This is a genomic window from Sphingomonas corticis, from assembly GCF_012035195.1.
GTDB lineage: Bacteria > Pseudomonadota > Alphaproteobacteria > Sphingomonadales > Sphingomonadaceae > Sphingomonas > Sphingomonas corticis.
Genome location: NZ_JAAVJH010000001.1, coordinates 202,581 through 222,543 on the forward strand (window position 1 = coordinate 202,581; position 19,963 = coordinate 222,543).

Genomic DNA, 19,963 nt, shown 5'->3' on the forward strand with positions numbered 1-19,963 from the left:
TCTCGAGGACCAGTTGCTAACCGAAATGTAAGTAGCGTGAAAGCCCCCCTGCCCGGCCACCCCGCCCCCGCGCATCAATAGTCGCGCGAGTAGCGGAGCTGGACGTTCGAGCCGCCGAACGATCCCGCCTGCGACAGGACGCTCAGCGTCCGCGTCAGCGCGATCGTCAGCTGCGTGGCGGTGAAGCCGCGCGCGTCGGTGACGATCTCGACGTAGATGTCGTCGGTCAGATACTTGCCTGCCGCCAGCGCCGACCCGCGCCCGCTCGCCTCGTCCGCGCCCAGGATGCGCAGCCGGTCGAAACCGGTCGCGCTGCGCAGCTTGCCGAGCGGATTGAGCCCGCCGCCGGACCCGCGCAGCGAGTTGAGCGCGCTCGCCAGCTGGATCGCCTCGGTCGCCGACAGGTTCTCCGGATTGGTGCCGAAGAGCAGGCGGCTCAGCACCTCGTCCTGCGGCAGCGCGGGCGTGGAGGTGAAGGCGATCTGCGGACGCTGCCCGGTCCCGGTGATCGCGATGTTGAACGTGACGCCGTCGTTCTGTGTCGTCGCCAGGATGTCGATGTCGGGATCGGTCAGTACCGGCCCGGTGAAGCGCACGCGCCCGCGTTGCAGCTCGAAGCGCTTGCCGGCGAAGGAATAGGTGCCGCGCACCACGTCAAGCCCGCCGGACACGGTCGGCGCGGCGGAGGTGCCGCCGACACGCAGGTCCATCTCCCACTCGCTTTCCAACCCCATGCCGGAGACGAACAGGCGATTGTCCGCGCGCACTCGCAGGTCGAGCCGGAACAGGCCCGCCGGCGCCGGTGTCGGCCGATCGGTCGGGCGCGCGACGCGGATGTCGCTCTTGCGCCGGACACCGGTCAGCTCCGGCACCTCGGCCGAACCCTGACGGATGATCTGGTAACGGGCCTCGGGCACGTTGATGTTGCCGCTGATGAGTCCGCCCTGCGCGTCCTTCTGGATGCGCACGTCGCCGCTGGCCGTCGCGCCGATCGCGTCGGAGCGGGCGAGCTGCGCGTCGCGCATGGCCACGCGGATGTCCATCGGGAAGCCCTGCGCCGCGGCGAGGCCGACGGCGCCTTGTGCCTGCACCGTGCCGCTGCCGGCGCGCGCCTGCACCTGCGTCAGCTCCAGCCGGTCGTTGTTGAAGCGCGCCGCGATGCGCATCTGCGTCAGGCGGGTGCCGTAGGTCTCGTTTGTGTAGGTCAGGTTGTCGGCGCGGATCAGGCCGTTGACGCGCGGCGCGGCCACGGTGCCGCCGAAGTCCGCGGCGACCGCGATCGGGCCGGACAATTGCTGCTCTGCCAGGCCCGCGAAGCTGAACAGCACGCCGGACGGGCCGTTGTAGCGGATGCCGCCCGACAGCGGGCCCTGCATCAGCCGCGTCGACCAGCTGCCGCTGCCCGCCGGGGTCAGCCGCGCGACCATGCGTCCGACCGGGGTGGCGCCGCGCCGGATCAGCGCCCGCGCCTCGCCCGCGGCGGCATCCAGCCGGCCCTGGACGACGATGTCGACGGGTTCGGACACCGCGGCGAGGCTGGAGCGGGTGAAGTTGGCGATCGTCATCCGCACGTCCGCCTCGGGCACCGCCTGCCCGGCGCGCTGGACATAGTCGAGGCTGCCGGTGGCCTGACCGCCGATGCCGAGGTTGGGGACAAAGGCGCTCAGCAGCGACAGGTCCAGCCGGTCGAGCCGGGCCTGCGCGCTGGTCGCCGCGCCGCCGAATCGGCCCGCGAGCCGCATCGTGCCGCGGTCGAAGTCGAGCCGCGTGGGCTGGAGACGATAGCTCCCCGCCTCGGGCACGATCCGCGCCGCGGCGGGCGTGCGGAAGTTCACGCCGTTCGCCTGACCCTGCAGCGCGACCAGGTAGAGCGAGGGCGAGAGGCGGCTGTTCAGCGCCACGCGGAACGGCACGCCGTTGGACCCGGTCAGCAGCGCCTGCGCGGTGCCGCGCCCGCCGGTGTAGTTCACCTTCGCCCGCGCCGCCTGGATCACCGTGGGGCCGTAGCGAAGGTCGGCGACCTGCGCGTCCGCCACGACGGACGGCGCCTTCGGATATAGCACCACCGTCGCCGCGATCAGCGCGCGACCGATGGTGAAGTCCACCGCGCCGGGGATCGTCGCCGCATAGGCCCGCGCGTTCACGCTGGCACGCTGATAGCCACCCTGCGCGCCGAGGCCCACCGTCCCGGTCACGCCGCGCCCGTCGAAGCGGACGTCGCCGGCGAACGGCCCCGCCGCGGTCTGCACCACGCGCCCGGCGAAACCGATGCCGGCGAAGACGACGCGGCGGATGTCCACGGCCAGCTGCGCGCCAGGCCGCACCAGCACGTCGGCGCTGAACGGGCCGTAGGTCGTGCCCCCGGTCGCGTTCACCTGATAGGCGTTGCCGCGGCCGACGATCCGCGCGTCGAGGTCCGCGAGGCCTACGCCGACGCCCGGCCGCGGCGCGCGCAGGCGCACCACGGGCGCGGTGGTCGTCCCTTCCACCCGCGCGAACAGCGGGCCGTATTGCGTCGAGGTCGCGTCGGCGCTCACCAGCACGCGTCCGGTCGCCGGATCGAACCGCCCCTCGCCACGCGTGATGCGGAACTGCGGCGCGTTGAGGCGCAGGTCGCGGAAGGTGACGATCCCCTCGGGCGAATATCCGAACCGCGTGCTGGCCACCGCATTGCCGCCCAGGAAGCTGCGCGCACCCTCGTTGAACAGCTGCTTCGTCTGCAACGCGACGCGTCCGGTCACGCCGAAGCCCGTTGGCGTGGCGACCAGATCGGCCTGCGTGTTGAGGTCAAGGATGCCGACCGAGTCGACCCGGAAGTTGTTGACGCGCCCCTGCAAGGCTCCCGTGTAGCGCCCCGTTTCCATGTTGGCGGCGACGATGGCGGTGGCGTTGATCGTGTCGGAACGGATGCGCAGATTGTCCGACAGGATGTTGGGCATCTGGATGGCGATGTCGCCGTCGATCCGCGCGTTGGTGGTCAGCCCGCCGAGCGCCGGGTTCAGCCCCGCGATCCGGCGCGCGCGCGCGCTGACCGGCACGAGGATGCGGTCGGCGTTCACGCGCGCCAGCCCCTCGGCATAGAGCCCCTGCACCACCGTCTGCTGGAATCCCAGCGTCGCCGCGCGCACCTTGTAGTCGACCGTCGGCGTCGCGAAGGGCCCGTTCAGCACCACGCGCGCCAGCACATCGCGGCCATTGATGTTGGGCGCGATGGCACCGGGCGTCAGCAGCTGCGCATCCACCGCGAAATTGCCGAAGCGGCTGGCGGCGAGGTCCAGCACGCCGCCCGCGTCCACCGCGAGCGCATCGGAGGTCAGCTTGATCCGCGTGTCGGCGCGTCGCTCGGCCAGCCGCGTGTCGCTCTCGATCCGCAGCCCCGGCGCGGTCAGCCGCTCCACCGGGCCTTCGAGATAGAGGCCCGGCCGGGTCAAGCCGTTGACGCGGATGCGCCCGTCCTGCGCCAGCACGTCGAGGTCGGCGAGCTTCCCGCCGCCCAGCGTGGCGTCCAGCTTGCCGCGCCAGTCCGCCCAGCTGCCGCGTCCCGTCAGCGTGGCGCCAAGCGGCGCCTTCAGGCCGGCGAGCTGCGCCACCATGCCGCCCGCGGGTGCCTGCACCCGCGCGTCGATGGCGAGACGGTTATCGTCGGGTACCGCGTCCAGCCGCACCCGCGCCACATCGCCGCCGGCCACGCCCGGCGCGCGCAGGGCCGCTGCATCGACGGTCAGCTGCGCGCGGCGATCTGCGATATGCGCCGCGCCGTCGATCCGCGCGACGTGCCGCTGGCCTGACACCGGCGGCTCCATGACGAAGCGCGCGACCGACAGGCGGCCGATGTCGATGTCGAGGTCGGGCAGGATGGGCGCGTTCGGGTCGGTCGGCTCCTCCGACGGCTTCAGCTCCGGATTGCGGCGCAGCGTGATGAGCCCGCTCGACACGCTCTTCACGTCGATATGATTGTTCAGATACGCGAACGGCCGCCAGTCCACCTCGAGCCGCGGCGAGGTGAGGAACACGCCCTTCGGATCGCTGACGCGCACGTCGCTCAGTCGCATGGTGCCGTAGAGCGAGCCGTCGATCCGGCCGACTTTGATGTTGAGACCCGAGGCGGTGGTGTAGCCGCCGATCTGGTCGGCGACGAAGCGGCGGCCGGGATCGGTGTTGATGCCCAGCACGATCACCAGCAGCAGCGCCACCAGCCCAAGGAGTGCGACGCCGATCCACTTCAGCACGCGCTGCCACAGCGGGCGGCGGGTCTCGACCACGGCGGTGTCCGACACGGGATTCTCGGCCATCAGAACGCCTGTCCGATCGAGATGTAGAGCGCGACCTTGCCGTCGCCGGGCCGGGGATTGAGCGGCGTCGCGACGTCGACGCGGAGCGGACCGAAGTTCGTGTAGATGCGGCCGCCGATGCCGGCACCGAAGCGCAGGTCGGAGCCCTTGGGAAAGGTGCTCTCATAGGCGTTGCCGCCGTCGATGAAGGGCACGATGCCGAAATCGCCGAAGCGGTAGCGCGCTTCCAGCGAGAATTCGTTGATGCTGCGTCCGCCGACGGGCCGCAGGTCGCCGAGGTCCACGTTGCCGTCCTCGTCCGGTTCCAGCACGCTCGCGGGTTCAAGCGGGCCGAGCCGCTGGAAGCCGTAACCGCGCACCGATCCGCCGCCGCCGCCATAATAGCGCCGCGACGGTGCGAGTTCGTTGCGGTCGATGCCGAAGATCGCCCCTGCGCGCGCCCGACCCGCGATGACCAGGCTGTCGCTCACCGGGAAGTAGCCGGTCGCCTCCACCATCGTGCGCGCATAGGGGCGCACGCCGCCCGATACGGACGTCTCGGGGCTCAGGTTCAGTTTCAGGCGATAGCCCTTCGTCGGGTTGAGCAGGTCGTCCGACCGGTCGAACACCGCCTGCGCCGGCAGCGCGAAGATGCCGTAGGTCTGCCGCCGCCGTTCGCCGCGATCGAAGTCGTACGCTTCCTCCGCGGTGCCGGTCAGCTCGAAGCCGAAGGCGTAGGTGAATGTCTTCTGCCAGATCGGTGTCGAATCGTACGCGATCCGCCCTGCGATCGTGCCCGTATAGGCGTTGAAGGCGTCGTAGCTCTGATAATTGAGCGCCGCTGTCAGGCTGACGGTGCGGTCGCGCCGCCCGGCATTGGCACGACGGAAGGTGGCGCTGGCGCCGCGCTGCTGCGTGCCCGCCACCGCCGTCAGGATCAGCGCGCCCTCGGGCGGGAACAGGTTGCGGTGGGTGTAGCTGCCCTCCACCTTCAGCCCCTCGCCGGTGTTGAAACCGCCGCTGCCCGCCAGGCTGCGCTGCGGCCCCTTGGTCTGGCGAACCATCAGGTCGACCACCTCGGTCCCGTCGGGACCCGGCACGCCGGTGCGCACCGGCTCCACGCCGATGGAGCCGAACAGCCCGGTCGCCACCAGCGCCTCGCGAAGGTCGTCCTGCAGGCGATTGTCGTAGAGCTGCCCGCGCTCGAACCGCGGGAAGACGTTGAGGTGGTCGAGGTCGAAGATCGGATCGCCTTCGGTGCGCAGCGCGCCGAAACTGCTTCGCGGCCCGGTATCGACCGGCAGGGTATAGTCGCCCTTGTGCGTCGCCTCGTCGAGCAGCACGTCGCGATCGCCGACCTTCACGAAAGGGTAGCCCTGCTGCGGCAGCTTCAGCGCGACGTTCGCCTCCGCGCCCTGCACCCGCGCGGCCTCGATCGGGTCGCCCACCTTCAGCGGCAGCTCGCGACGCACGAGGTCCGGCGGCACCGTCGGCCCGGCCTTCACCGCCACGCTGCCCAAGGTGTAGCGCGTGCCCGGCGTCGCGCTGACGATCGCGCGCAGGCGCCTATTCGTCCCCGGCGGCGCCTCGTCGCCCGTGGCGCCGGCGCCCGTCTCGATGGTCGAGATGGCGGTCCCGTCGTAATAACCGAGCGACTTCATCAGGCGGACGGCCAGCTGCTCGTCCTCCTTGGCGCGTGCGTTCACCTGCGTCGCGTTCGCCGCCTTCCCGCCCCCTTCCTTCAGCGCGGACAGCGAGTTGAACTCGTCGGTCAGGTTCAACGGATCGAGCCCGCGCACCTCGGTGACATAGGCAATCTCCGGCGCGTCCTCGCCCTCCGGCACGTCGGCGACGGTCTGCAACGGCACGGTGTCGAAGCTGTTCAGCGGCTCCAGCGGCTGCGCGAGCACCGGATCGGTCGCCCCCGCCGGGGGCAGCGCGCCCTCGGTCAGCGGCGCCTGCGCCGCCTGCGTGACAGGGGTAGCCGGCTGCGCGGTCGTCGCGGCGGGCGGCGGCACGCGGAGCGGCTCCAGCGGCGCGTTCACGTCGTCGACGATCGGCGGCAGCGCGGCGTCGAACTCCGCTTCCGGCACGATCGGCGCATCACCCTGCGGATCGGCGGATGGGTCGGAGGGTTGCGGGGCGTCCGGCCCCTGCGCCGGCGCCGTTCCGGGCTTCTGCATCTGGGCACTCGCCGGCACCGCCGCCAGCGCGGTCGCCATCATCAAGGCCGATCGACGGAAACGGAACCCCAGCACACACGCCCCTTTGCCACTCGCAGGCGCCGGATTACCGTTACACCCCCGTACACCGTCGCAACGCAACATCGCGCGAAGGGTTGCACGACGTGACCCACATCAACCCGGTCGCCGGCGTGTCTCCTCCGCGTGGACCTGGCCGCAAAAGCCGGTAAGGACGGCGGCGAGAGGAAGACGCGCATGAAGTTCGAGCTGGACGAAGACCATCGCATGATCGCCGATCTGGCCCGCCGGTTCGTCGACGACGAGCTGGTTCCGCTGGAAGGCCGAGTGCTGGAGCGCGAGATCGCGGGCGAGGGGCTGAAGCTGACCGCGCAGGAGCGCGCGCGGGTGGACCAGGTGTCGCGCGACCTCGGCCTGTGGGGGTTGGACGCGCCGGAGGACGTCGGCGGAACGGACCTGCCCGCAGTGGCGATGGTGGCGGTGAACGAGGCGCTGGGCCGCACGATCGTCCCCTGGGTGTTGCCCCCCGACTCGCCCAATCTGAAGATGCTGGCCGCCACCGTCACCGAGCGGCAGCGCGAGGCGTACCTCGCCCCCTATGTCCGCGGCGAGACGATCAGCGCGATCGGCATCAGCGAGCCCGGCGCGGGCGCCGACCCCGCGGGCATGCGGACCACCGCCGTCCGCGAGGGCGACGACTGGGTCCTGAACGGCCGCAAGATCTGGATCACCAAGGCGAACGTGGCGGACTTCACGATCGTGATGGCCGTCACCGACAAGGAGAAGGGCGCGCGTGGCGGCATCAGCGCGTTCCTGGTGGATCGCGACGCGCCCGGCTTCCACGTCGTGCGCCCGATCCCGGTCATCGGCGCCGAGACCCTGTACGAGATCGCGCTGGACGATTGCCGGGTGGAGGGATGGAAGCTGCTGGGCACCGAGGGCCAGGGCTTCGCGCCGATGCAGCTGCGCCTCGCCACCCGCCGCGCGGAGATGGCGGCGAACGCGATCGGCATGGCGCAGCGCGCGATGGAAATGATGATCGACTATGCCCCCCAGCGCGTCACCTTCGGGAAGCCGCTGAGCGAGCGGCAGACCGTGCAGAACTGGATCAGCGACGCCGCCATACGAATCCACGCCGCCCGCCTGATGACGTACGATTGCGCGTGGAAGCTGGACCAGGGGCGCGACGTGCGCAACGAGGTGTCGATGATCAAGTCCTACGCGCTCGAAATGGCGTGGGAGGTGCTGGACCACGCGATGCAATGCTTCGGCGCGATGGGGATGACGCGGGAGATGCCGTTGCAGCAGATGGCGGCGCGCATCCGGCTGATGCGGATCTACGACGGGCCGACGGAGATCCACAATTGGGTGGTGGCCCGCAACCTGCTGGGAACACGCGCATGAGCGACCATGTCACCGTCACGACCGATCGCCACGTCGCGACCGTCCTTTACGAACGCGGTCCGGCCAATTTCGTCAGCGCCGCCACGGTGGGCGAGATCGCGGACGCCTTCGAGGTGCTTGACGCCGATGACGCGGTGCGCGCGACCGTGCTGGCGACCGCGGGCAAGGTGTTCTGCGGCGGAGCCGACCTGTCCGGCGACAAGCCGCTCGCCGACGAGAGCGGCGAGAGCGAGACGCCGGTGCTGTACCGCAACGCGGTGCGTCTGTTCTCCACGCGCAAGCCGATCGTGGTGGCGGTGCAGGGCAGCGCGATCGGCGCCGGGCTTGGCCTCGCGCTCGTCGGCGACTTCCGCGTGGCGGCGCCGGAGGCGCGGTTCGCCGCCAGCTTCGTGACGCTCGGCTTCCACGCCGGCTTCGGCATCACGCACACCCTGCCCCGCGTCGTCGGCCAGCAGCACGCCGCGCTGATGCTGCTGACCGGGCGGCGGGTGAAGGCGGAGGACGCGCTGCGCTACGGCCTGGCCGACGAGATCGCCCCGCTCGACGACGTGCGCGCCGCGGCGCAGCGGCTGGCGGCGGAGATCGCCGCCAATGCGCCGCTGGCGGTGGAGGCGACGCGCGCGACGATGCGCGCCGACCTGGCCGAGGCGGTGCGGCAGCGGACCGAGCACGAGCGCGCCGAGCAGGACCGGCTGATGCGGACCGCCGATTTCCGCGAGGGCATCAAGGCGGTGGCGGAGCGCCGGACGGGGAACTTCGTGCGCGGCTGAGCCAGCTTCGCGCTCGCCGGCGCGTCGAACCGCAAAATTACCTCGCCCTTGCGAAACATTTGCGACAAATGGCCTTTAGCCCGCGTGGCTTGCTTGGGCGGATCACTTTAATGACGAGGCGGACGATGGGCGGGATGGGCCGCGGTGGAGCGGGCATGGCGGCCGCCTGCGCGCTGATGCTGCTCGCCGCCTGCGGCTCGGGCGGCGAGGCGCAGCAGAAGGGCGGCGGCAGCGGTGGCGGCCGGGGTGGCGACGGGCGGCCCAAGGCGGTCGGCTTCGTCACTCTCCAGACCAGCGCGGTACCCGTCACCGTGGAGCTGGCCGCGCGGACGGTCGCCTTCCAGTCGAGCGAGGTGCGCCCGCAGGTCGCCGGCGTCATCCAGCGCCGCTTCTTCACCGAGGGCAGCTTCGTCCGCCAGGGGCAGCCGCTCTATCAGATCGACCCCTCGCTGTACCGCGCCGCCGCCAACGAGGCACGCGCCGGCGTCGCCAACGCGCAGGCGACGTTCGAGGCGGCAAGGGTGCGCGCCGACCGTTTCCGCCCGCTCGCCGAGGCGGAGGCGATCAGCCGGCAGGATTATACCGACGCGGTCGCCACGCAGCGCCAGGCGCGCGCGCAGATCGACCTGAACCGCGCGCAGCTCGACACCGCGCGCACGAACCTGCGCTTCACCACCGTGCCCGCGCCGATCAGCGGGCGCATCGGCCGTTCGCTGTTTACCGTCGGCGCGCTGGTCTCGACCAGCCAGGCCGATCCGCTGGCGACGATCCAGCAGCTCGACCCCATGTTCGTCGACATCCAGCAATCCGCCGCCGACCTGCTGGCGCTGCGGCGCAATCTCGCCAGCGGCGGGGTCACGCCGGCGAGCACCACGGTGCGGCTGAAGCTGGAGGACGGCAGCGACTACGGCCGCACCGGCACTGTCGAGTTCGCCGAGGTGGTGGTCGACCAGGCGACCGGCACCGTCACGCTGCGCGCCCGCTTCCCCAATCCGGACGGGCTGCTGCTTCCCGGCATGTTCGTGCGCGCCGTGTTCTCGCAGGCGGTGCAGCAGAACGCCTTCCTCGTGCCGCAGGCCGCGGTGCAGCGCGATCCGCGCGGCAGCGCGACGCTGTTCGTCGTGGGCGCCGGCAACAAGGCGGAACAGCGCACCGTCGACGCCACGCGTACGGTGGGCGCCAACTGGGTGGTGACCAAGGGACTGAAGCCCGGCGACCGCATCATCACCCAGGGCCTGGCCGACCTGAAGCCCGGCGCGCCGATCGCGCCCGTGCCGGCCGGCACGCCGCAGCGCGTCGTCCCGCCCTCGCCCGAGGAGATGAAGAAGATGCAGGCGCAGGGCCAGGGCAAGGCCGGCGGAGGACGCTGACCGCCCATGTCCCGCATCTTCATCGATCGCCCGATCTTCGCCTGGGTGCTGGCCATCATCGTCATGATGGCGGGCGTCGGCGCGATCCTGGGCCTGCCGATCGCGCAATATCCCGACGTCGCGCCGCCGCAGGTGTCCGTGCGCGCCACCTATCCCGGCGCCAATGCGGAAACGGTGCAGAACAGCGTCACCCAGGTGATCGAGCAGACGCTGACCGGCATCGACGGTCTCCTCTACTTCAGCTCCTCCTCCACCTCGCGCGGGCAGGTGACGATCACCGCCACGTTCGACAAGGGCACCGATCCCGACATCGCGCAGGTGCAGGTGCAGAACCAGGTGCAGCAGGCGATCAGCCGCCTGCCGCAACAGGTGCAGCAGCAGGGGCTGACGGTCCGCAAATCCAACCCGGACTTCCTGATGATCGTCAGCGTCTATGACGCGACCGACCGGATGACCAATCAGGATGTCTCCGACTACCTGATCTCCAACCTCCAGGATTCGCTCGGCCGCATCCAGGGCGTCGGCGACACCAACGTCTTCGGTGCGCAATATGCGATGCGCGTGTGGCTCGATCCCGCGCGGCTGGCGAGCTTCCAGCTGATGCCGGGCGACGTCATCAGCGCGATCCAGGCGCAGAACACCGAGGTTGCGGCGGGCGAGATCGGCGGGCAGCCGATGCCCAAGGAGCAGATGCTGAACGCGGTCGTCACCGCGCAGTCGCGATTGCAGACGCCGGACCAGTTCGCGAACATCATCCTGAAGACCCAGGCCAATGGCGCGACCGTGCGGCTGGCCGACGTCGCGCGCGTGGAACTGGGTGCGGAGAGCTACAACGCGATCAGCCGCGTCAACGGCCATCCGGGCGCGGGCATCGCCGTGCTGATGGCCCCGGGCGCCGACGCGCTGACCACCTCGGAGTTGGTGAAGGCGGAGGTCGCGCGTGTCGCGAAGGGCTTCCCGCAGGGGCTGGAATATACCTTCCCCAACGATTCCACCGCTTTCATCAAGCTGTCGATCGAGGAGGTGGTGAAGACGCTGATCGAGGCGGTGATCCTGGTCGTCATCGTGATGTTCGTCTTCCTGCAGAGCTGGCGCGCCACGCTGATCCCGACCATCGCCGTGCCCGTCGTGCTGCTCGGCACCTTCGCGGTGTTCTACGTCGCCGGTTTCTCCATCAACACGCTGACGCTGTTCGGCCTGGTGCTGGCGATCGGCCTGCTGGTCGACGACGCCATCGTCGTCGTCGAGAACGTCGAGCGGCTGCTGGAGGAGAACCCCGGCATGTCGCCGCGCGAGGCGACGATCCAGTCGATGGAGGAGATCACCGTCGCGCTGGTCGCGATCGCATTGGTGCTGTCCGCGGTGTTCCTGCCGATGGCGTTCTTCGGCGGGTCGACCGGTGTCATCTACCGCCAGTTCTCCGTCACGATCGTGGCGGCGATGATCCTGTCCGTGCTGGTCGCGGTCATCCTGTCGCCGGCGCTGACCGCCACCTTGCTGAAGCAGCACAAGAGCGACGAGGGCCACGCGATCGAGCACAGCTGGCTCGCGCGCAAGGCGCCCAAGGTGGCTCACGCGCTGGAGCGGGCGCGCGACTGGTTCAACGACGCGTTCGACCGCATGGTGGCGCGCTACATCGCGGCGACGCGTTACGTGATCGATCGCAAGGCGATCTTCGTCGTGGCCTACCTCCTCACCGTCGGCCTGCTCGCCTTCCTGTTCCTGCGGATGCCCACCGGCTTCCTGCCGACCGAGGACCAGGGCAGCATCCAGATCCAGTTCCAGCTGCCCGCCGGCGCCACGCAGGGTCGCACGTTCGAGATCCAGCAGCGGATCGAGAAGTACCTGCGCGAGAACGAGCGTGCGAACGTGCGCGTCATGCTGGTCACCACCGGCGGCGGCGGCGGGGCGAGCGGGCAGAACGTCGGCCGCGGCTATATCAACCTCACCGACTGGGCCGAGCGCAAGGGCAAGGAGAATGGCGCCGAGGCGATCGTGGCGCGCGCCTCCGCCGCCTTCCGGGGCCTGCGCGACGCGCGCGTCTTCGCGCTGCAACCCGGCGCAGTCCGCGGGCTGGGCCAGTCGGACGGCTTCACCATGGAATTGCAGAACACCGGCGCGCTCAGCACGCAGGAATTCAACGCGGCGCGCGACAAGCTGCTGGCGGCGGCGGAGAACGATCCGATCCTGTCCGCCGTGCGACTGACCGAACTGCCCGATGTCGGCACGCTGAAGGTCGACATCGACCAGCAGAAACTGTCGGCGCTGGGCCTGACGCAGGCGGACGTCAACGCCACGCTGTCGACCGCCTGGGGCGGCCGCTACGTCAACGACTTCATCGATCGCGGACGGGTGAAACGCGTCTACGTGCAGGGCGACGCGCCCTACCGGTCGGACCCGGGCGATCTCGACCAGTGGTTCGTGCGCGGCGCGAACGGACAGATGGTGCCGTTCAGCTCCTTCGCGCGGATCAGCTGGTCGCAGGCGCCCGTCACGGTGTCCCGCTTCAACGGCCTGTCCTCGTTCGAATTCCAGGGGTCGGCGGCGTCGGGCTACAGCTCGGGCGACGCGATGGAGCGGATGGCGGAGCTGGCGGCGCAGATCCCCGGCACCAGCGTCGCCTGGGCAGGCATCTCCTATCAGGAGCGGCTGTCTTCGGGACAGGCGCCGTTGCTCTACGCCCTGTCCATCGCCGTCGTCTTCCTGTGCCTGGCCGCGCTGTACGAGAGCTGGTCGATCCCGCTGGCGGTGCTCCTCATCATCCCGCTCGGGCTGGTCGGTGCGGTCGTGTTCACCACGCTGCGCGGGCTCATCAACGACGTGTACCTGCAGATCGGCCTGCTGACGACCATGGGGCTGGCGGCGAAGAACGCGATCCTGATGATCGAGTTCGCCGAGCAGGCGGAGAAGAAGGGGGCGCGCGTCATCGATGCCGCGCTGGAGGCGGCCAAGCTGCGGTTGCGCCCGATCCTGATGACCAGCCTCGCCTTCATCTTCGGCGTGCTGCCGCTCGCCATCTCCACCGGCGCGGGCGCGAACAGCCGCATCGCCATCGGCACCGCCGTGATCGGCGGGATGCTGACCGCGACGATCCTCGCGGTCTTCTACATCCCGCTGTTCTTCGTCCTCGTGCGCCGCGGCTTCCGGGACGGGTGGAAGGGGCTGAAGCGCGGGGCCGATCCGTCGCCTGAAAAGGAAGCGGAGGCGAAGGCATGATCCGGCGGCTTGCGCCCCTGCTGCTGCTGTCTGTCGCGGCCTGCTCCTTCGCGCCCAAATACGTGCGGCCGGAACTGCCCGTGCCCGCGTCGTGGCCGACCGGCGACGCCTATCTGCGCCAGACCGAGGCGTCGCTGCCCGCCGTCACCTATCGCGACATCTTCCGCGACGCGCGGCTGCAACGGCTGATCGAGCAGGCGCTGGCGAACAACCGCGACCTGCGCGTCGCCGCCGCCAACATCGAGGTCGCGCGCGCCGCCTATCGCATCCAGCGCGCCGAGCTGTTTCCCGAAGTCACCACCGGCGGCACCGTCACGCAGCGCGAGATCGGCGCGGGGGCGGCGGGCGGCGCCTTTTCCGTCGGCGGCACCACCTATCAGGCGAACATCGGCGTGACCGGGTTCGAACTCGACCTGTTCGGTCGCATCCGCTCGCTCAACGCCGCCGCGCTGAACCGCTTCTTCGGCCAGGAGGCGGCTGCGCGCGCCGTCCGCCTGACGCTGGTCGGTGACGTCGCCGGCGCGTGGCTGACCTATGCCGCGGACCGCAGCCTGCTGGCGGTCGCCGAGCAGACGGCCGAGAGCGCGCGCGCCAGCTTCCGCCTGACCGAGCAGCGCCGCGCCGGCGGCGTCAGCCCGCGCAGCGACGTGCGACAGGCCGAGCAGGTGCTCGCCACCGCCGAGGCCGCGATCGCGCAGCAGCGGACCGCGCTGGCGCAGGACATCAACGCGCTCCAGCTGCTGGTCGGCGCGCCGGTGGACCCGGCGCTGCTGGCGACGACGATCGAGGAGGCGTCCGCCACGCTGGCGGAGATGCCGGCTGGCACCGACAGCCGCGTGCTGCTGCGCCGACCCGACGTGGTGCAGGCCGAGTACGAGCTGCGCGCCGCCAATGCGGAGATCGGCGCCGCGCGTGCCGCATTGTTCCCGACGATCAACCTGTCGCTGGTCTTCAGCCTGGCCAACACCGCACTGTCGGAGCTGTTCTCGCGCGATTCGCTGACGGAGACGGGGACGGCGGGGATCACCTATCCCATCTTCCGCGCGGGTGCCGGGCGCGCCGGCGTCGCGCAAACGCAGGCGCAGCGCGACGCGCTGCTGGCGCAATACGAGGCGACGATCCAGGTCGCCTTTCGCGAGGTGGCGGACGCGCTGGCGCGCCGCGGCACCGTCACGGCGGAACTGGCGGCGCAGCGGCGCTTCCTGGTCGCGGCGCGCGACAGCTTCGCGCTCGCCAATCTGCGCTACCGCGGCGGGATCGACACCTATCTCACCAGCCTCGACGCGCAGCGACAGCTTTATGCCGCGCAGCGCAGTGTGGTGGAGACCGAGCTGGTCCGCGCCACCAACCTGGTCACCCTCTATCGCACGCTGGGCGGCGATTCGCAGCTGGACGCGCGCGCGTCCGGCCCGGTTCCTGCTGCGCAGCAAAGCGTGCAGCAATGACGGCTTGACGCGGGCGGTTCCGGCGGGAACACTCTCCGGATGACCAGCCCCTCCGATCCCGGCGCCTTCTTCAGAGACATGCTGGGCCAGTGGGAGAAGATGGCGAACAGCTTCGGCAACGACGCGATGAAGCGCGAGGAGTTCGCGCGCGGGATGCAGGGCGCCACCGCCGCTTCGCTGCAGATGCAGGCGGCGTTCAAGGACACGATGGAGAAGGCGCTGGCCGCCGCCAACCTGCCGACGCGCTCGGACGTGGAGGCGCTCGCCGCGCGGGTCGATGCGATGGAGGCGACGCTGGCGCGGATCGAGGCGGCGCTGGGTGCGCAGGCGCCGGCGAAGAAGGACAAGCCGACACGGGGGCGCAAGTCGCCGGCGGGATGAGCATCGCGCTCAACTCCAATCGCCCTGAGCGAAGTCGAAGGGCATTCGCCGTGCATGGGCTTCGTCTTCGCTCAGCCCGAACGGAGCTATCGGCCGAAGAACACCCCGGCACAGCATGACCGACACCCTTACCTCCCCCTTCGCCGCGGCGCAGGCCGAGTTCGAGCGGATGCTGGCGCGGCAGGTGAAGGGCTTCGACTATTTCACCTCCCCTGCCCCCGCGGTCGGCTGCACGCCCAAGGACGTTCTGGTGGAGCGCGGCACGATGCGGTTGAACCATTATCGCCCGCTGGTAGACGACGTCTATCGCGTACCGGTGCTGCTGGTGATGGCCACCACCAACCGCGGCTTCATCTTCGACATGGTGCCCGGGCAGAGCCTGGTCGAATATCTGCTGAGGGCGGGGTTCGACGTCTTCATGCTGGAATGGGCCCCGCCCCGCCCGCACGAGCGCGCGCTGACGCTGGAGAGCTACGTGCTCGATTTCCTGCCCGCCGCGGTGGAGCGCATCGCGGAGGAGACGGGGGAACCCGACGTCAGCGTGATCGGCTATTGCTTCGGCGGCGTGCTGTCGCTGTTGTGGGCGGCGCTGGAAGGGGACGGCGTCCTCGCCAATCTCGCCACCTTCACCACGCCCGTCGATTTCCACGCGATGGATCTGTTCCAGGCGTGGTCCGACCGCCGCTTCTTCGATGTCGACCGGCTGGTCGATACGCTGGGCAACGTACCCGGCGAGATGCTGTACAGCGCCTTCTACATGCTGCGTCCCGCGGCGCAGACGGCCCAGAACATCCGCCTCTACGACAATCTGTGGAACGACGAGTTCGTGAAATCGGTCCGCATGTTCGAGCGGTGGAACAACGACACGCTGCCGCTGGCGGGCGAGTATTTCCGGCAGACGACCAAGGCGCTGATGTGGGACAACCGGCTGGCCGCGGGCACGCTGGACGTCGGGGGGCGCCGCGTCGACCTGTCGCGCATCGCCGCGCCGTTCCTCCACCTGGCGGCGGAGCACGACCACATCGTGCCGCGCGCGGCCTCCGCCCCGCTGATTGACATGGTGGGCAGCCAGGACAAGCGGGAGATCGTGCTGAAGGGCGGGCACGTCAGCCTGGTCGCGGGTCCGAACGCGGTCAAGCGGATGTGGCCCGCGCTGGCGCGCTGGCTGGCGGAGCGGTCGCAGTGAGGGAGTGCCGGATCCGCCGCTTTCGCGAGGGCGACCGCGACGGCATGGAGGCGTTCGCGCGCGCGCTGCCCGACCACGACCTCCTGTTCCTCGGCCGCGACCTGAAGCATCCTCGAGTCATCGCGGCCTGGCTGGAAGCGATCGCCGAGGGCTGGATCGACAGCCTGGTGGCCGAGCGCGAGGGCCGCATCGTCGGCACCGCGGCGCTGGTGCGCGATCCGCTGGGCTGGAGCGCACATGTCGGCGAGATCCGTCTGCTGGTCGCCGCGGACGAGCGCGGCGCGGGGCTGGGGCGCGACCTGTTGCAGGCCGGCATGGCGATCGCGGGCGAACGCGGCCTCGCCAAGCTCACCGCGACGATGACGCCCGACCAGAGAGCGTCGATCGAGCTGTTCGAGACGCTGGGCTTTCGCGGCGAAGCGCTGCTGCGCGATCAGGTGCGCGACCGCGCCGGGCAGCCGCACGACCTTCTGATCCTGGCCTACGATGCCGCCCGCGTGGCGGCGGGGCACCGCGCCTACGGATTCGGAGCGCAAGCGTGATGCCCGGGCGCAACACTTGCTTCAGGTCAGTCGTGCATCGCTGAACAAATACGACCGCCGGCGCATTGACGCCGGAAATCAGGAGACACCGTTCGATGGCGACTGCCGCCCCCACGCCGATCACCCGCCCGCCCAGCCCGCTGCTGGCCTTCACCGAGCTGCCGCGCGCGCTGTCGGAGTTCGGTTTGCTGATCCCGTCGGCGCCGTGGCTCTACTCGGTGCCGCGCGGCGACGGGCACCCGGTGCTGGTGCTGCCGGGCTTCACCACCACCGACGCCTCCACCACGGTGCTGCGCCGGTATCTTACGCGCCTCGGCTACGACGCACATACGTGGGACCTGGGCCGAAACCTGGGACCCAGGGCGATCGGGCGCGAGGGCGAGAAGCTGGCCGCGCGGCTCGCCGCGATCCACGAGGCCACGGGACGCAAGGTGAGCCTGGTCGGCTGGAGCCTGGGCGGCGTGATGGCGCGCATGGTCAGCCGCGTGCAGCCGGACGCCGTGCGGCAGGTCATCTCGCTCGGCTCCCCCTTCACCGGCTCGCCGCGTTCGACCAACGTGTGGCGCGCCTACGAGCTGCTGACCGGGCAGCGCATCGACGATGCCGCCACCAAGGAACAGCTGCGCGAGAGCGCGACGCCGCCCCCCGTCCCCTCCACCGCGATCTGGAGCCGCGAGGACGGGATCGTCGCGTGGCAGAATTGCGTGGAGCCGTTCAGCGAGAATTCGGACAATATCGAGGTGCACGGCAGCCATTGCGGGCTGGGCGTGAACCCCGCCGTTCTCTACGCCGTGGCGGACCGGCTGTCGCTGCCAGAGTATGGCTGGCGCCCGTTCAACCGGGAAGGCGTGCGCGCCTGGTTCTATCCCTCCGCCGGCCACGCCTGAGCTGCCGAGCCGCGGGGTTCCCCTTCCCCCTCCCCCGCTCTAGACAGGACGGGTGAGGGGATTGTCGAGTAACGAGCGCGCCGCGGTCGAGCGGCTGGACGCGGCGGCGATGCTGGCGCGGACGGAGCGGTGGTGTGCGATCAACAGCGGAACGCGCCACCTCTCCGGCGTGGGCGCGATGGCGGGCGAACTCGCCGACGCCTTCGCCGCGCTGCCGGGCGAGCTGCGGCTGGTCGAGCCCGAGCCGGCCGATGCCATGGCCGCGGACGGCCGCGTCGCCGCGATCGCGCATGGTCGGCACCTGCACCTGTCCGTCCGGCCCGACGCGCCGGTGCGGCTGCTGCTGACCGGTCATATGGACACCGTCTATCCTGCCGACCATCCGTTCCAGTCGGCCCGCTGGATCGACGCCGACACGCTGAACGCGCCGGGCGCCGCGGACATGAAGGGTGGGCTGTCGCTGATGCTGGAGGCGCTGCTCGCCGTGGAGGCGGGCGGCTCCCACGTCGGTTACGAGGTCGTCGTCAACTCGGACGAGGAGACCGGTTCCTTCTCCTCCGCCGCGCTGCTGGCGGCGGCGGCGCGCGGCAAGGCGGCGGCGCTCACCTACGAACCCGCGCTGCCCGACGGCACGCTGGCGGGCGCGCGCGGCGGCACGGGCAATTTCTCGATCCGGGTCACCGGGCGCGCCGCCCATGCCGGCCGGAACCCGGACGAGGGGCGCAATGCGATCGTCGCCGCGGCAGCGCTGGCGCTGCGGCTGAACGCCGCGAAGGGCGCGGGGCTGGCGGTGAACCCCGCACGGATCGACGGCGGCGGCCCCAACAACGTCGTGCCCGACCACGCCGTTCTGCGCGTCAACTTCCGCCCCGCCGATGCCGGTGCGATCGAGCGCGCGCGCGCCGCGATCGACGCCGCCGTCGCCGACGTGGCGGCGGCGCACGACGTGGCGGTCCACGTCCACGGCGGCTTCAATCGACCGCCCAAGCCGATCGACGCGGGCGCGGCGCGCCTGTTCGACCTCGTCAAGGCGGCGGGCGCGGACCTGGGGCAGCCGATCGCCTGGCGCGCCACGGGGGGCGTGTGCGACGGCAACAACATCGCCGCGTGCGGCGTGCCCGTGGTCGACACGATGGGCGCGCGCGGCGGCGCGATCCACTCGGCGGACGAGTTCCTGATCGTCCCCAGTCTGGCGGAGCGCGCGGCGCTGTCCGTCGTCACGATGCTGCGCGTCGCCCAAGGAGCCCTGTCATGACCCCCGCGACCGACTTCGTCGTCCGCGCCGCCACGCCCGACGACCTGCCGCACCTGTATGAAATGGCGAAGCTGACCGGCGGCGGCTTCACCAACCTGCCGCCCGATCGCAAGGCGCTGCGCACCAAGCTGGAGCGCAGCGACGCCGCCTTCGCGAAGGCGGAAGCGGGAACGACGATCGCCGACGAACTCTTCGTGCTGGTGCTGGAAAACGTGCGCACCGGGGACGTGCGCGGGACCTGCCAGCTGTTCACCCACGTGGGGCAGCGCCACCCCTTCTACAGCTATCGCCTCGGCACGCTGACGCAGCACAGCCGCGAACTGGATCGCACCTTCCGCGCGGAGATGCTGTCGCTGACCACCGATCTCGAAGGGTCGAGCGAGGTCGGCGGCCTGTTCCTCCACCCGGGCGAGCGCGCCGGCGGGCTGGGGCTGCTGCTCGCCCGCTCGCGCTATCTGTTCATCCGCGCGCATCGCGCCCGTTTCGCCGAGCGCATCCTGGCCGAGCTGCGCGGCATCATCGACGAGGGGGGCGGATCGCCGTTCTGGGACGGGCTGGCGGGTCGGTTCTTCGGCATGAACTTTCAGCAGGCGGACGAATTCAATGCGGTGAACGGACACCAGTTCATCGCCGACCTGATGCCCAAGCACCCGATCTACACCGCCATGCTGTCGGACACCGCGCGCGCCGCGATCGGCCTGCCGCACCCCAGCGGGCGGGCGGCGATGCGGATGCTGGAGAACGAGGGCTTCGCGCACGAGAATTACGTCGACATCTTCGATGGCGGACCGACGATGACGGCGCGCACCGATGCGGTGCGCACCATCCGCGACGCGCGCGACGCGCAGGTGGTCGCGATCGACCGCGACGGCGGTATCGAGGCGCTGGTCGCCACGGGCCGGCTGCGGGACTTCCGCTGCGCCTACGCCTCGGTGCGCGACACCGGAGAGGGCGGCGTGATCGTCGATCCCGGCTGCGCCACCGCGCTGCGCATCGGCGAGGACGCCGCCATCGTCTATGCCCCGCGGGTGTGAC

13 protein-coding genes are annotated in these 19,963 nt (G+C 70.7%); 11 read left to right on the forward strand and 2 right to left on the reverse strand.

All coding sequences use genetic code 11. The annotated features are described in order from the left end of the window. Nucleotides 1-74: 74 nt before the first annotated feature. Together HBH26_RS01050 and HBH26_RS01055 are read right to left on the reverse strand one after the other, a co-directional pair. Nucleotides 75-4,292, reverse strand: coding sequence for a translocation/assembly module TamB domain-containing protein (locus HBH26_RS01050; protein WP_168132700.1), 4,218 nt, complete (start codon nt 4,290-4,292; stop codon nt 75-77). Next, complete coding sequence (locus tag HBH26_RS01055) at nt 4,292-6,496, reverse strand: BamA/TamA family outer membrane protein (protein ID WP_420824966.1); 2,205 nt, start codon at nt 6,494-6,496, stop codon at nt 4,292-4,294. Before HBH26_RS01055 ends, HBH26_RS01050 begins: the two co-directional genes overlap by 1 nt. Nucleotides 6,497-6,709: 213 nt before the next feature. Here HBH26_RS01055 and HBH26_RS01060 point away from each other — a divergent pair, with 213 nt between their 5' ends. From HBH26_RS01060 to HBH26_RS01110, 11 genes are all read left to right on the forward strand, one after another. Then, entirely contained in the window at nt 6,710-7,876 is a 1,167-nt protein-coding gene (locus tag HBH26_RS01060) for an acyl-CoA dehydrogenase family protein (RefSeq protein ID WP_168132701.1), read from the forward strand. After that, on the forward strand, nt 7,873-8,646 hold the full coding sequence (locus HBH26_RS01065) for an enoyl-CoA hydratase/isomerase family protein (protein ID WP_168132702.1): 774 nt from the start codon (nt 7,873-7,875) through the stop codon (nt 8,644-8,646). Before HBH26_RS01060 ends, HBH26_RS01065 begins: the two co-directional genes overlap by 4 nt. Before the next feature lie 155 nt (nt 8,647-8,801). Then, complete coding sequence (locus HBH26_RS01070; protein WP_239024494.1) at nt 8,802-10,016, forward strand: efflux RND transporter periplasmic adaptor subunit; 1,215 nt, start codon at nt 8,802-8,804, stop codon at nt 10,014-10,016. 6 nt (nt 10,017-10,022) lie between these two features. Further along, the gene (locus HBH26_RS01075; RefSeq protein WP_168132703.1) at nt 10,023-13,232 is read left to right on the forward strand and encodes an efflux RND transporter permease subunit; all 3,210 of its coding nucleotides are present in this window, start codon (nt 10,023-10,025) and stop codon (nt 13,230-13,232) included. Continuing rightward, nucleotides 13,229-14,677, forward strand: coding sequence for an efflux transporter outer membrane subunit (locus HBH26_RS01080; RefSeq protein ID WP_168132704.1), 1,449 nt, complete (start codon nt 13,229-13,231; stop codon nt 14,675-14,677). Before HBH26_RS01075 ends, HBH26_RS01080 begins: the two co-directional genes overlap by 4 nt. Before the next feature lie 39 nt (nt 14,678-14,716). After that, nucleotides 14,717-15,058, forward strand: coding sequence for a phasin family protein (locus tag HBH26_RS01085; RefSeq protein ID WP_168132705.1), 342 nt, complete (start codon nt 14,717-14,719; stop codon nt 15,056-15,058). Nucleotides 15,059-15,173: 115 nt separating this feature from the next. Beyond that, complete coding sequence (locus HBH26_RS01090) at nt 15,174-16,244, forward strand: alpha/beta fold hydrolase (protein ID WP_168132706.1); 1,071 nt, start codon at nt 15,174-15,176, stop codon at nt 16,242-16,244. After that, nucleotides 16,241-16,786: a GNAT family N-acetyltransferase gene (locus HBH26_RS01095; protein ID WP_338057201.1), complete on the forward strand. Its 546-nt coding sequence runs from the start codon at nt 16,241-16,243 to the stop codon at nt 16,784-16,786. Before HBH26_RS01090 ends, HBH26_RS01095 begins: the two co-directional genes overlap by 4 nt. A gap of 95 nt (nt 16,787-16,881) precedes the next feature. Further along, nucleotides 16,882-17,673, forward strand: a complete 792-nt coding sequence (locus HBH26_RS01100; protein WP_168132707.1) for an esterase/lipase family protein — start codon at nt 16,882-16,884, stop codon at nt 17,671-17,673. A 52-nt stretch (nt 17,674-17,725) separates the two neighbouring features. Beyond that, nucleotides 17,726-18,928 (forward strand): hydrolase, encoded by a 1,203-nt coding sequence (locus HBH26_RS01105; RefSeq protein ID WP_338057202.1) that lies wholly within the window; start codon nt 17,726-17,728, stop codon nt 18,926-18,928. Further along, entirely contained in the window at nt 18,925-19,962 is a 1,038-nt protein-coding gene (locus HBH26_RS01110) for an arginine N-succinyltransferase (protein ID WP_168132708.1), read from the forward strand. Before HBH26_RS01105 ends, HBH26_RS01110 begins: the two co-directional genes overlap by 4 nt. Nucleotide 19,963: the final 1 nt, after the last annotated feature.